This is a genomic window from Pseudomonas sp. R45(2017), from assembly GCF_002112305.1.
GTDB classification, from domain to species: domain Bacteria; phylum Pseudomonadota; class Gammaproteobacteria; order Pseudomonadales; family Pseudomonadaceae; genus Aquipseudomonas; species Aquipseudomonas paraglycinae.
This window is the reverse complement of record NZ_NEHH01000001.1, coordinates 592,348-606,797: the sequence shown is the minus strand read 5'-3', so window position 1 is coordinate 606,797 and position 14,450 is coordinate 592,348. Positions and strand designations below refer to the sequence as shown.

The 14,450-nt window shown below is 60.0% G+C and carries 8 protein-coding genes; 1 reads left to right on the top strand and 7 read right to left on the bottom strand.

The genetic code is table 11. From position 1 onward, the window contains the following. Positions 1–4: 4 nt before the first annotated feature. On the bottom strand, positions 5–634 hold the full coding sequence (locus tag CAF74_RS02810) for a flavin reductase family protein (protein WP_085745241.1): 630 nt from the start codon (positions 632–634) through the stop codon (positions 5–7). A 128-nt stretch (positions 635–762) separates the two neighbouring features. Further along, complete coding sequence (locus CAF74_RS02805) at positions 763–1,080, bottom strand: hypothetical protein (protein ID WP_085606678.1); 318 nt, start codon at positions 1,078–1,080, stop codon at positions 763–765. A 348-nt stretch (positions 1,081–1,428) separates the two neighbouring features. On the opposite strand from CAF74_RS02805, the gene CAF74_RS02800 reads away from it, so the two are divergent. Further along, complete coding sequence (locus CAF74_RS02800; RefSeq protein WP_085745240.1) at positions 1,429–2,187, top strand: hypothetical protein; 759 nt, start codon at positions 1,429–1,431, stop codon at positions 2,185–2,187. Positions 2,188–2,249: 62 nt separating this feature from the next. Here the strand turns inward: CAF74_RS02800 and CAF74_RS02795 are convergent, their stop codons facing one another. From CAF74_RS02795 to CAF74_RS02775, 5 genes are all read right to left on the bottom strand, one after another. Beyond that, positions 2,250–3,569 carry an MFS transporter gene (locus CAF74_RS02795; protein ID WP_085745239.1) on the bottom strand — a complete coding sequence of 440 codons (1,320 nt, stop codon included), beginning with the start codon at positions 3,567–3,569 and terminating at the stop codon, positions 2,250–2,252. A 295-nt stretch (positions 3,570–3,864) separates the two neighbouring features. Next, entirely contained in the window at positions 3,865–5,193 is a 1,329-nt protein-coding gene (locus tag CAF74_RS02790; protein WP_085745238.1) for a sigma-54 dependent transcriptional regulator, read from the bottom strand. Then, the gene (locus CAF74_RS02785; RefSeq protein ID WP_085745237.1) at positions 5,193–6,953 is read right to left on the bottom strand and encodes an ATP-binding protein; all 1,761 of its coding nucleotides are present in this window, start codon (positions 6,951–6,953) and stop codon (positions 5,193–5,195) included. The genes CAF74_RS02790 and CAF74_RS02785 overlap by 1 nt, the downstream gene beginning before the upstream one ends. Before the next feature lie 243 nt (positions 6,954–7,196). Beyond that, entirely contained in the window at positions 7,197–9,947 is a 2,751-nt protein-coding gene (locus tag CAF74_RS02780) for an RHS repeat-associated core domain-containing protein (RefSeq protein ID WP_085745236.1), read from the bottom strand. Next, positions 9,944–14,398: a SpvB/TcaC N-terminal domain-containing protein gene (locus CAF74_RS02775; protein WP_085745235.1), complete on the bottom strand. Its 4,455-nt coding sequence runs from the start codon at positions 14,396–14,398 to the stop codon at positions 9,944–9,946. Before CAF74_RS02775 ends, CAF74_RS02780 begins: the two co-directional genes overlap by 4 nt. Positions 14,399–14,450 lie beyond the last annotated feature (52 nt).

The window sequence follows — 14,450 nt, the reverse complement described above, 5'->3', positions numbered from 1 at the left end:
GCGCTTACTTCGTCGCCCCCGGGCGCCACATCTTGAACAACGCCTCCGGCCCCAGCTGGAAATAGTCCGCCGGCCCGCCGCCCCGCAGAATCGGTTCGGCGGCGGCGGTGTCGTAGATCCCGTCCTTCAACAGCCACTTGGCAATGTGCACGGCGACCACTTCGCCGAGCACCAGCCAGCTCGGCACGGTCTCGCCGTCGGCGCGCTGCAACTGAATGATCTGGGTCACCTTGCATTCGAAGGACACCGGGCTTTCGCCTACGCGCGGCACGGCAATCACCTTCGACGCCACCGGTGTCAGCCCCGCCAGTTCGAACTCATTGACTTCGGGGCCGACCATCGCGCAGCTCTGGTTCATCTGCTCGGCCAGCGGGCGGGTGGCGAGGTTCCAGACGAATTCGCCGGTCTGCTCGATGTTGTTCAGGCTGTCTTTGCGACCGACGCTGGAGAACCCGATGATCGGCGGAATGTAGTTGAACGCGTTGAAAAAGCTGTAGGGCGCCAGGTTCAGCCGGCCCTCGGCATCCTGCGAAGAAATCCAGCCGATGGGACGCGGGCCGACGATGGCGTTGAACGGGTCGTGGGGCAGGCCGTGGCCGTTGGCCGGTTCGTAGAAATGGATGTCATCGGGCATGGCGGGGTGATCCTGAAGGCTTCTATAAGCGACCAATAGTGCAAGTCCGATCCGCGAAGATCAAATACCGACCTTTGGAAATGAACAAGCCCGGCAATGGCCGGGCTTTGGTGTCTGCATTCTGGCAATCAGCTGATGGCAGCGGCGGTACCGGTTTTATCAAAGCCGTCAGCGGCGATGGCGTTGGCGGTACCGGTTTTATCGAAACCGTCTGCAGCGATGGCGTTGGCAGTGCCGGTTTTATCGAAACCATCGGCAGCAACGGCTTTGCCAACGTTGGTTTTATCGAAACCATCGGCAGCGTAGGCGCCGGTGTGGCTGGTTTCGATGGCAGCGCTGGCGCCGGAAATGAAGTCGGCGGATTTGGTTTTGTCCGAACCGTCGGCGGCAAAAGTGTTGGCGGCCAGTACGGACAGGGTCAGGGCGAGGATCAGTTTGGTTTTCATGGTCGTTCTCCAGATTCGAAATTCGTTGGCGATGTGTTTCGCATGGGGTTCATGCTACGCCAACTAAATTGATTAAAAAGCGCAAAATAATGCTAGAAACAATCGATTAAATTGATATTAAGGGCGACACATTCAATTCGCTTTCGTCGTCGGAGCGAGCGTCGCGCAGTTAATCGATCAGGTAGGTGCAGGATGCGGCAGGGGCATTAACCGGTGATTAATCGCCGTTTTTTGCGTGTGTGACAGAATTTTCATGGATTCCCGACCGGTTTTTCACCCGCGCAACGCCAGTCTGCCCACGGCCATAAAGCCAAAAACCGGCCGTCACACACTGGAGCGTTGCCCGCGATGAACAAACTGCCTCAAATCACCCTGGCCTTCTGGGTCATGAAAATCTGCGCGACGACCCTGGGGGAAACCGCGGGGGATTTGTTGTCGATGACCCTTAACGTCGGCTACGCCATCAGCTCGCTGATCCTGATCAGCGTGTTTGTCCTGACGCTGGTCGCGCAGTTGATGTCCAAGACTTACAAGCCGTTGCTGTACTGGATCGTGATCCTGTCGACCAGCACCGCCGGCACCACCATGTCCGACTTCATGGACCGCACGCTGGAACTGGGTTACGCCACCGGTTCCATGATCCTGATCGCGATCCTGCTGGCGATCTTCGCGGCTTGGCGCCTGAGCGGCGACTCGCTCAACGTCACCAAGGTGCAGAGCTTTCGCGGCGAGATGTTCTACTGGATGGCGATTCTGTTCTCCAACACCCTGGGCACCGCGCTCGGCGATTACCTGGCGGACGACTCCGGCCTGGGCTTTGCCGGTGGCGCGCTGTTGATCGGCTCGGCGATTGGTGTGGTCGTGCTGCTCAAGTACTTCACGAAGATTTCGTCGGTGGCGTTGTTCTGGGTGGCGTTCGTGCTGACCCGGCCGTTTGGCGCGACCTTGGGCGACTTGATGACCAAGTCCCATGAGAAGGGTGGGCTGGATTTCGGCACCATCGGTTCGTCGGCGGTGCTGGCGGGGATTCTGTTGGTGATGATCGTCGGGGCGTCGTATGCGCAGAAGCGCTATGGCAGCAAACAGGGGGTTGCCGAATTGTCCTGATCGGGAAATCGGACAGAAAAGAAACGCGCGAAGGTCTTGCACCTTCGCGCGTTTTTTTGCGATCAGTCAGTGACGATACGCGAGTGTTTCTGCGTGTCTTTCATGGTGATGTACACCAGCAGGGACACCGCGATGCACGCGGTCACGTACCAGTAGTAACCGGTTTCCATGCCGATGCTCTTGAACCACAGTGCGATGTATTCGGCGGTGCCGCCGAAGATCGACACGGTCAGTGCGTACGGCAGGCCGACGCCCAGGGCGCGGATTTCGGTCGGGAACAGCTCGGCCTTCACCACGGCGTTGATCGAGGTGTAGCCGCTGACGATGATCAGCGCCGCCATGATCAGGAAGAACGCACCCCACCAGGTCTGGATGGTGTGCAGGGTCATCAGGATCGGCACGGTGAAGATCGTACCGAGCACGCCGAAGGCGATCAGGATCGGACGACGACCGATTTTATCGGACAGGCCGCCGATGATCGGTTGCAGGCACATGAACAGGAACAGCGTGGCGGCAGAAATGGTGGTGGAGTCGGAGATGCTCATGCCGACGGTGTTCACCAGGTATTTCTGCATGTAGGTGGTGTAGGTGTAGAACGCCAGCGTACCGCCCATGGTCAGGCCGACCACGGTGAGCAGTTCCTTCGGATGACGAAGCAAGGTGCGCATCACGCTTTCCTTGGACTTCTCTTTCTTGGTGAACGACTCGGTTTCTTCCATGCCACGACGCAGGTACAGCGCCACGATTGCGCACAGCGCGCCGATGGCGAACGGAATACGCCAGCCCCACGCGTACAGCTCTTCGGTGGTCAGGAACTGTTGCAGCACGATCAGTACGCCCAGCGCGATGAGCTGGCCGGAAATCAAAGTCACGTACTGGAAACTGGAGAAAAAGCCGCGACGATCCTTGGTCGCCATCTCCGACAGATAAGTCGCCGAGGTGCCGTATTCGCCACCGACCGACAGGCCTTGCAGCAGGCGGGCGAACACCAGCAGGATCGGCGCGCCGACACCGATGGTTTCATAACCCGGGCTCAGGGCGATGATCAGGGAGCCGAAGCACATCAGGTAAACCGAGGCCATCAGGGCTTTTTTGCGTCCGACCTTGTCGGCGTACAGGCCCATCAGCCAGCCACCGATCGGGCGCATCAGGAAGCCCACGGCGAAGATCGCGGCGGTGTTGAGCAGTTGGGCGGTGGTGTCGCCTTTGGGGAAGAAGGCTTTGGCGAAGTACAGCGAGAAGGCGGCATAGACGTACCAGTCGTACCACTCGACCATGTTGCCGACGGAACCGCTGAAGATCGACTTGATGCGACTGGCGGTGGTTCGTTCTTTAGCCGGCACGGCAGCCGACCCAAGAGGCAGGGCGTTGGAGTTATCCATTGAAGGATCCTTCGTTTAATTGTTTTTGTGGAGCGCGTTGAAACGCAGCCTGCGAGGGCTATAGCAGGAGCTGTGCCAACGGGGGGAGGGCCGGTTTAGAGGGGCTGGGGAGATGGGTTGAGCGGGATTTTGCCGATGATCCGGAATGAATGAGCGGATTTCCGCTCATTCAGCGTGATCGTTCCCACGCTCTGCGTGGGAATGCAGCCGGGGACGCTCTGCGTCCCAAAGCGGACGCAGAGCGTCCATTGAGGCATTCCCACGCGGAGCGTGGGAACGATCAATCATCAAACGATCAGTCGGGTACGAACATCTCCCGGGTCAAACCATGCCGCTGCATCTTTTCATTAAACGTACGACGCGGCAGTTGCAGTTCTTCAAGCACGGCTTTCACATCCCCCTTGTGCCGGGTCAAAGCAGCCCGCAAACACTGCGCCTCAAACGCTTCCTGCTGCGCCGCCAGCGACTGCCCCGGATCAATCCCCTGCACCGGTTCATCCAGCCCCAGCACCTGCCGCTCGGCCACGTTCGCCAACTCGCGCACATTCCCCGGCCAGTCATGACTCAACAGATGGCTCAACTGCGCGCCACTGAGCGGCGGGAACGTGCGGCCCAAGCGTTGGGCGGCGCTCTGGGCGAAGGATTCGAACAACAACGGAATGTCTTCACGACGATCACGCAGGGGCGGCAATCGCAGCTCTGCGACGTTCAGCCGATACGCCAGGTCTTCGCGAAAACGCCCGGCCCGCGCTTCATCCAGCAAGTCGGGTTTGGTCGCCGCGACGATCCGCAAGTCCACCCGAATGCTCTGGTTCGACCCCAGCCGCTCCAGCTTCTGCTCCTGCAATACCCGCAGCAGTTTCACCTGCTGGGCCAGTGGCATGCTTTCGATTTCATCGAGAAACAGCGTGCCGCCATCGGCGTATTCCAGCTTGCCGATGCGCTTGCCGGAGGCCCCGGTGAACGCGCCGCTCTCATGCCCGAACAACTCGGCTTCGAACAACTGCTCGGGGATCGCCGCGCAGTTCAGCGCCACAAACGGCTTGTCGGCGCGCGGGCCGAAGTCGTGCAGGCAGCGGGCGACCAGCTCCTTGCCGCTGCCGGTTTCGCCACGGATCAGCACATTGACCGGCAGCGTTGCCAGATCAAGTACCTGCCGGCGCAAGGTCTGCAAGCCACGGGACACGCCGAGCAATGTCGCATCCAGTCTGGCTCGGTTGTCGGCCTGCTCGTGCAGGGCGCGGTTTTCCAGCACCAGCCGACGCTTGTCCAGCGCCCGGCGCAGGCTGCCTAGCAGGGTCTCGGGGCTGAACGGTTTTTCCAGAAAATCGTAGGCGCCGTCGCGCATCGCTTCGACCGCCATCGGCACATCGCCGTGGCCGGTCAGCAGAATCACCGGCAGATCGGCATCCCGGCGCTGCACTTCGGCCAGCAGTTCAAGACCGCTGAGCCCGGGCATGCGCACGTCGCTGACAATCACCCCGGCAAAATGCGCGGGCAGCGCCGCCAGGCATTCCTCGGCGCGGCTGAACAGCTGCACCTCGAACCCGGACAGGCTCAGCCACTGTTCGACGGCACTGCGAATGCTGCTTTCGTCGTCGACCACCATCACCGAGTTGAGCATCAGATGTGCGCCTCCAGATCGATCGGCAAGGTCAGGCTGAACACCGCGCCGTTGTCGCCATTCTCGGCGCACAGGCGTCCGCCGGATTCATGGACGATGGCGAACGATACTGCCAGCCCCAGACCCAACCCGTCACCCACAGGTTTGGTGGTGAAGAACGGATCGAACACCTGACCCAGATGTTCTTCGGCGATGCCGCCGCCGTTGTCGATGACACTCAGTCGCCACAGTTGCTCGTCGGCTTCCAGGCGAATTTCCAGGCGCTTGCACGGTTTGCCCTGCATCGCATCGAGGGCATTGCGCAGCAAATTGATCAGCACTTGTTCGAGGCGGATCGCATCGCCGCGCACCCACGCCGGACGGGTCAGGTGCAGCACCAGACTGACCTGCTCATCGCGTAGACGCGCATCGAGCAATTGCAGGGCCTGATCGACCACCGTCGCCAGATCCAGCCGTTCGCGCAAGCCGCTGGGGCTCTTGCGGGCGAAGGTTTTCAGGTGGCCGGTGAGGGCGGCCATGCGCGTGAGCATGTCATCCACCGGTTTGAGCGCCTTATAGGCGTCATCGACCCGGCCATGATCGAGCAGCAGACGCAGGGTCGCCAGTTGCATGCGCTGGGCGGTCAACGGCTGATTGATTTCGTGGGCCAGCGCGGCGGACATCTGCCCCAATGCCGCCAGTTTTGCCGACTGCACCAGACCGTCCTGGGCGGTGCGCAAGTCGCGCGTGCGCTCTTCGACCAGTTGCTCAAGCTCTTCGCGGCTGCGCTGGCGCATCTTCGCCAGGCGCCAGCGCTGGTTGAGAAACAGCAACAGGAACACCAGCGCCAGCCATACCCCGGCAGCAGCGAGCCCGGCATTGCGTTGATCCTCGAAGGACACCTGCGGGCGCCGCAGCAGGTGCAGCGTCCAGCCTTCGGCGCTCAACGGCAGCGATTCCCACAGGTAATCCGCCGTGCCTTGCGGGCCTTCGACGCGGCGCAGATCACTGTTGTCGTCGAAGGTGCGCAGCGCCAGATGCGTCAGTGGCACCAGCGACTGTTTGTCGTATTGGCGGGTGGCCTTGATCTCGCGGTAATCGGCCGGGCTCAGCGGGTGCAGCAGGCGATAGCGCCAGCCGGGCTGGTTGGCGATGAAGATGATCCCGCGCGCATCGCTGACCAGCAGGGTGTCACTGCCCTGGCTCCATTCGCGTTCGAGTTCGGGGAATTCGAGCTTGACCACCATCGCCCCGAGGAACTCGTCGTTATCGCCGAGCACCGCGCTGGACAGGAAGTAACCGGGAATCCCGCTGGTCACGCCGACCGCGTAGAAACGCCCGGTGCCCTGGGTGCGGGTCTGACTGAAATAGGGGCGAAAGCCGTAGTTGTGACCGACGTAACTGCTGGGCAGACGCCAGTTGCTGGCTGCCACCGCAAGGCCTGTGTGGTCGAGCAGTTCCAGCGTCGAGGACTGCGCCGCGCCGTTGATCTTTTCCAGTTTCAGGTTGAGCGCCGCTTGCTGTTCGGCGTCGACCGGGCCGGCCAGCGCCGCACGCAATTGCGGGTCCAGCGCCAGCACGGCTGGAAGGGCGCGATAGCGGTCGATCAGGGTATGCAGCGAGTTGGCGTACAGCGCCAGCTGTTGATTGGCCCGCGCGGCGTCTTCTTCCAGCGCCTGGCGCTCGGCGTGGCGGATCGCAAGCGTTGCAGCAAGGGCGGCACCGGCGATGATCAGCAGGGTATACAACGACAGACGCAGGGTACGGGAAGTCGGCAGCATGCTGGGGCAAACGGATGGCAGGACGGGCGGGCACGATAGCATGTCGCCGGGTGCTGGCAGTGTTATCACACTATAAAATCCGTGTGTTCACGGGCTGCCCTCTGTCTGGCCCGGTGGTGTCGAAGCGTGTTTGCCAGACCGCGGAGCATGTCAGTGATTTTCCCCCGATGACCCTGGGTGTCCATCATTGCCACTTGACCAGATTTTCACCTTTTCATGCCCGGTTTGATCACCTGTCGGTTGTTAGTTGTTCTTCTGTTTGTGCGCGGTCCGCCTGCCATAGGTCTTGAGCATTTGCTTTCTGTCATCGACAACGTACAAGGCTTTTTCAGTGAGTGCGTGCAGATTATCGAGTCTGACTGATCTGGCTTGTTGAGTGCCGACTCTCCCTTGCCCCAGATCGAGTAGATGATCGACATCCGAGTTGTAGAACTCGTTGACCCCAAGCTCGCTGAAGGCTATTTGGCCGGCATTGGATACTCTGACAACTTTCTCGCGCAATGCGTCGAGCGCATTCAGATGCGCGTCGATCTCTTGTGAAAACATGCCTTCTTCGGCCCTGCTTCCCTGTTCTGCCACTTTCGCGAGTTCTATTAATTCTCCGACGCCGTAGAGTTGTGATCCCCCGGTGGCGGAGATGGCATTGACCGAGGCTTCGATGGCGTCCTTTGGCTCAAAAGATCTGATGTGCATGAAAGCATCGAGGGGGCCACTTTCCACACCCCTCGCCTGTTGCGAGAGTGATTCAGCCGATATATCGGCTTTGCGGGGTATCAGAGGGTTGGAAACGTCCTGAAAGTTTGAAAAGGCCATATCGACCAGTTCAGCGGAACGATCAGCGGTGAAGTTGCCGACGGTCAGCCCCTTGAGTTCACCCACCATTGATGAATAAGGATCTCCTCCGGCGAATGTTTCCACCGCACTGAAGAGATCGTTTGTGGAGAACCAACTGGCAAGAACCTTCGAGACTTGTACGACAAATTTTGCAGTGGTGACGGTACGGAACCGACTCCGACTCGAAAGGTTGTCAATCTGTCGTTCGAGAACGTCCATTTGCCTGTTGGCTGCACTCAGGAAGTTCATCGAGTAGTCAGCCTGCCTTTTCAGCTCTGCAGGTGTCCTGGTCTGCCCGTTAGTGTCGACGTATGTCATCGGGTTGTTCCCGACAAATGCGTACCGGTTCAGCCCGTCCTCATCCCCGGCCGGGTCGCTGCTGACCCAGCGACACAACCACGGCGCGTAATACCGCGCGCCGTAGTAATAAAGCCCGGTGGCGTCCGCTTCCTCGCCTGAGTAGCGGATGAACTTGTAGTCCGCTTCGATCTGCGAGCGGGCCGCCATCGACGCGGTGCCGCCGAAGGCGTAGTAGCTTTCGCGGCTGATTATCTGCGCCCGTTGATCAATCTCCGTCACGCTCGATCCCAGGTGGTCGGAATGGGAATAACGCACCTGATCAACATCGATGCCCGGCGGCTTTCCGGCTACCCAGTGCAGGCAAGTCACCTCACCGATACCGGTTGCGACAGTGATCCGGTGCAATTCCTCACCGCTGCTTTTGGTGCGGATTTCCAGACTTCCCACGTAATGCACTTCATCCACGTGGCTGACTTTGCTGGTGTGGGTTTCGTGACGTTTGTAGACCCTGGTGCCCTGGCTGTATTGGTACAGCTCCTGATCCGATGGCCCGCTGTCATGTTCGACGAGGGTCAGCGATTGCAGTTGGTTGCGGCTGTTCCAGTCGAGCGGCTGGTCGGCCTGCAGATGCCTGAGATTGCCGGCAGGGTCGAACAGAGCGCCGAAATCAGGGACCGGGTCCCCCGTTTTCCAGCGCACACCGCGATTGCTCGCAGGGTCAATGAACATCTCGCGGGTGTAGGTGTTGCCGTCGCGAACGTGGGTCAATTTCTTCAGGTTGTTGCCATCGTCGTATTCGAAAGACTCGACGTAGTTGAGTCGGTCATTGGGATCGGTGGGTTGCGGCCGCCCGGGGTTGTCTGCGGGCGGGGCGTCGCTGTAACCAGTGGCGTGCTTCAGCCGGTACATCGAGTCATAGACAAATGCACGTTCACCGTCGACCCGCTGGTTGCGGAAAAACGTCGTTTTGTAGGTGGGAGCGACAATCCGGATGACGTTTCCTGCTGCGTCGTACTCATACTCGAAATCCTGAACCGCCGGTTCTGATGCCTTTTGCGCATATTGGCGAAGCAGGCGTCCGTCGGCCTGCCGGTAGTGCCAGTGGCTGGTCACGCCGTTGCCGAGCCGTTGCTCGGTGATCTGGCCGGCAGCGTTGTAAGTCGCGCCGTTCAAAATATTCTGGAGGTTTTGTCCACTGAGTTGCAGCTGCACTTGAATAAGCTGCCCGGCGATGTCGTAGGTCGATTGTTGTACATGCCCGCCGGCGTCGGTGATTTGCAGCCGCGCACCGACGGCGCTGAAGCGCTGGCGGCTGGTGCAGATCTTGCCGTCCTTGAAGGTGCGGGTTTCTTCCAGTGACGGGCCGCTCATGGCGAAACTGTTGATTTGTAACGTGCCCGATGGATCGCTTAGCGCCGTCATCTGACCGCGCAGGTTGTGCGTCGGGTCGGCCAGGGCGTCGTCGTAGTTGAAGTTTTCGATGCCGGTTACCCCGTTTTCCGTGACGCTCCGCAGCCGCAGTTGCGGGTCGTAGCCCATCTCCCGGTGATTGTCGTTTGCATCCCAGCTTTGCAGTAGCTCGCTGCCGAGGCCGGGCAGGACAGTGTGTTCTCCGCCGTCGACGTTGTGGGTTCTGACCGCCATGCCATCGAGTCTGTGCACCGTTGTTGTATTGGGTGTGGGCAGGCGCGGATCTCGCTGTGCAACCAGGTGGCCGGCCACGTCATATTGCAGTCGGTTGATGAGCGCTCGCACCTCTCCGCCGGCCACCGTGCGCAGATAGTTAACGTGCCTGACAGCCTCGCCACGGGGGCCGATTACCGACATCTTCGGTGTGAGATGGTGCACGCCGGTGTTCATGACTTGACCCGTTTTGCAGGTTTTGCCGGCGTGGTTTTCTTCGCCGGCCCGGCGGGCGCTGGTTCGTGGGTATCGTTGAAGTCGTAACTGAGTTTGAACCACGGATGCAGAAGCTCGAACGCCAGATCGCCCAAGGCATTGAGTGTCCGGACCGGACGCCCCAACGCGTCGTAGAACATTTGGTCGTGATAGCCGTGCTCACGCATGGCGCTGTCATTGATGCAGCGATGGGTGTCGAGGAAATAAGGGCGATAGGTCCGAATCGGTTCGCCCTTGTGGTTGTATTCGATGCGTCCCATGACCCGCCAGCGACGCGCGGCGGGCATTTCAATCGGCTTGCCGTCGGCGCCGGTCTCGAGGCCGTTATCGGACGTGGCCACAAAGGCATCGCCCGGCGGCACTAGCTGTTTGCTTTGCAGTTCCCGGCCGAATCCGTCGACGTAGCGAAGGGTCATCTGAATCTGTTGCAACGGGTCGGTGTGGTAGCGGTCGGCAACCAGGTTGAGGCTGTGAACCGGCTGCCTGAGGGCGGTCAGGATGATCTTGAGCAGGGTCTGTTCGCTGGCGGTGCGTTTTTTCAGCCTGGTCAACCCGCGCAGGGCCGATGCGCGTATGTGCCCGTCGGGCAGGATCAGGCCGTTGGCGATCCATTGCTTTCTTTTGAGCCGCGCCGTTTTGACCGGTAGCAATGGCATCCAGCTGAACAGATCGGTGCGCACCACGCCGGCAGCGGACGCCAGCACGGTTTTCGGATTGGCGAGGGCAAACTCGACGCTCAGATCAGACTGAGGTGGATAAACGGACAGAGGTTCGAAACCGGCGCGCACGCCCCCTTCGGTTCCATGAGAACTGTGCGCGATGGGATGACCCCCCGCTTCGTACAGCACTTCGTGAATATTCTCGTTGGGGTCGGTGACACTCCACGGCAGCAGTGTGTGCATGTCGTAGGTCACTGTCGTGACGCAGCCGTCCGGCGGTCTTATGGCAATGGTCAGCAGATGGTCTGCGTCCCGGGTGATGTGGGTTGCGCCATGGCTGGCGGTCGGTTGCACATCGGTGACGTGATAAAAACCGTTGGCATTGTCGTAAGTAAAGAAGCCGCTCCGTGCCGACCACAGGTTTTGCAGCTGATCCTGTGCCGAGTCTTCCGGGAAGAACAGCTTCATCGGGGCGTAGCCGATTTTTGCCAACTCGTCCCGAATGACAATTGGGACGTCGTCGTAGGCTGCCAGTGCTTTTTTGTCGAACACCGCCTGCTCGGTTGGCCCCGCCAATGGCGGATACAGAATCTCGCCGGCCGCCTCCAGATAGGTTTGTTGCGAGAGCGAGGTCAGCTCGCGGGCCGCTGTCCATTGCGCACTGTCTTTGTGTAGGACGACGTTTTCGAAACTGATTGCGTCCGCAGTCAATCCACCCGGCAATGCCCCCTTGGGCAACATCAGCGCATTGCCGCGCTTGCGCAAGGGCAGATTGAGCAGCCAGTGGCCGTCAGTGATCAGGTGCGTGTGCTCGACAAGGGTTTCCGCCAGATAGAAGTGCCGCTGTTGCTCATCGTGACTGTCCACCCAGGCGCGCCGCTGATCCTCTTGATCGAAGGGCGGTTCGTCTGTTTCGGTTCGACGGCGTGCGCAGGCAACCGTCAGGCTGTGAGTCAGTTGGCCGTATTCGTTCCACGCCAGATTGACCACGTGCTGACAGTTAGGGTCGTCCATGAAACGTTCGTATTGTTGGCTGCGGCTTTCCAGTTCCAGCACCAGCAGGCTGGATGGGCTTTCGTTGACGACCCGCACCCGATAGCGGGACTCGTTCAGAGAGAACAGGCGCGCAGGGGCAGGGTCGTCTGCCTGGCAGACTTCGGTGCGAAGCAGGCGACCCGCCAGGGCATAGGCAATTTCGGGGGCTTCGGCCTTGCGGCGCTTGCGAATGCGCTCTTTGCGAAGTTTTGTGTCGTAGGCTGAAATGACAGTGGGGCACAGTGGCTGTATCTCATCGTCGAGGTCGCCAATATTGTTCAAAACCAGATCGATACTTTTGCCGGTATGAAACCAGTGCGTCATCCGCGTCGGCGCCGTATGGCCGCTCTCGGCCTTGCCCGATTCCAGTTCGCTGTCGATCTGACAGACCCGGCCGAAGCCGCGAAATTCGCGCTCGAGCCCGTCGTAGTAACCCTCGAAATACTCGTGGAACTGCATCAGGTAATTACCGGTAACTTCATCATCCTGACGCAACCATTCGAGCACCATCTGCGGGAACGGCAGATGGCAGACCGGGCGCCTGAGTGCGATCAGCTCCTGGCGTTTTTCATCCAGCCAGAACTGTGCGCTGCTGCGATAACTCAGGGTGGCGCTGTAGCCCATGTTGTTATTGCAGCCGGTAAGCAGGTACGGCCGCTCACTGACAAAGTGATACACCCAGTGCCGCGGTTTCATGTGTGGCACGGTCAGCAGCAGGCTGGCGCAGCCAATGCCTTGCAGATCGGCGAAGGTCACCTGGCAGAGGTTGTCATAGCGCACGCCTCTGGGCCATGGGACGCGTACCGGCGTCGCGGCCAGGCCATTGCCGCCCTGGTTGAGCCAGATTTCGAAATAATCCGAAGACAGGTAAATGAAGGCCGGGGCACCGGAGCCGTCCAGATCGGCGATACGCACCCGGTCGGCATCGAACTCGCCATAGTTGAACGGCAAGTCGCTCAACTTGAAACCTTCTGCGAACCGACCATGGCCGAGGCTGATCCAGCAACGGATTTCATCGTGGCGAATCCGGCATAGCTCCATTCCACTGGCGCCCATGTTGCTGAAGGTCACCAGTGCGCTTTTGTCATCGCTGAACAGCGGCAATCTGTCCGGGGCATGGGGTACATCCTGGCCGGGAGCGAAGCCCTTTTCCCTCAGGTTCGCATACACCCGCACGCTGTTCGGGCCGATGAGGGCCATCGATTCCAGCCCGTCACCGCTAAAGTCGCCCATTCGCGCTGAATAATGGAAAAATTCCACAGGGAACTGGCTGAAAGGTTTGAACAATGACCAGTTTCGATCCGGGTTGAGCGTGTAATAACCGCTGCCACCGAGCTGCGCGACCACCCAGTCCAGACGTCCGTTGCCGGTAAGATCGGTGAGGATCTGCAGCACTGATTTACTGCTGTCGGCATTGGGGATCAATGGCAGCAAAGACCATGGGTCGTAGTTGATCTCGTCCGTCCCGGGTGTGCCGCGCAAGGGTTCGCGGTAGTACCAGGCGTTGTTGTACTGGCAAAGGAAACCGGGCAAACCTTCACCATAGAGATCGACGCAATGATAGGGCTGGCCGTTGTCGAGGCCGGGCATGCGATCAAGTGCAAGGAAGGCCTGGGGCCGTGTGTTGAGCACAAGAGCCTGATTGAAATACTCGATAGGAGGCGTGTGTTTGACCTGGCCGGCGGCGTCATAACTCATGTGATGCGCGGCTTTCAGCTGGCTGTATTGCTGCGGCGTGGTTTCGTATTCCAGCAACAGGCGATTGACCAGGGCAGGAGCGGGGCCGGTGTGGTTGAACAGCAGAAACTGCCGACACAGGCGCCGGGTGCCGACCTCGAAGCCGAAACGATGCATGCGAAACGGATCGGAGCGCACCGTCCAGGCGTTTTCGTTGGCGGCCGTGTACGGTGGGATGTCGTCATAGCCAGCGACGCGTTCGCCGTAGTCGACGACCAGCCGGAACAGCCAGTCCAGCAGTTCTGGCTGCTCATTACCAAGGCAATACAGATCAGTGCTGGCGCTCTTGTTGCAGTAACAGACCTGACGCAAATAACGTTGGGCCTGGTAATCAAAACGAGCGCCGGCGACTTTGTCATCGGCCTTGTATTCGTAAAAGATGTTTTCTCCCACCGCGTTCCGGGTTTCCACCAGCAACCACGTGGCGATATTGCCTGGGTCTGCCGGGTCGTAGATGCGTGAGCCCGGGTTATTGCCATAGCAATCTTGCGAGCCGTCAGCGCGGAACACGATCCAGAAGGTATTGCCGTCGGCAGAGGTCCAGCGTTCGTAGCGGTCGAACGTACTTTCCAGGCGAGGGATGTAGCGCACCACGGAAAACTTGCGGGCGTTCTTGCCCTTGCCACGGGTGCGCCGGGTTGCCTTGATCTTGCCGCGGGTTGTCAGTTCGGGTCGCAGATCGGTGCCGTCCGCCTGCATGACGTCGTCGGGTGCGTATTTCGGTGCGCCCTTGCTGGTCTTGCGGGAGATGACTGGCAGCGGCAAGTCCCAGCCGAGGCCGCACTTGCCGTTACCCGCGTTGCCGTCATAGACCAGTTGCAGGTCAGGATTGAGCGAGCGCGCAGCGATGATCGGCAACGTCAATGAGTAAGACCGTTGCCCGGTCGCACCGATCTCCCCCCAACTGCGTCCATTGGTGGCAATGGACGCAGTTTTGGCAATGGAGGGCGGGGTGACGAGCGCATCTGCATCAGGAACCATAGCAACGCAACCAGTGAATGCCGAGATTGCACGCTAACAGAGCATTTTTCCT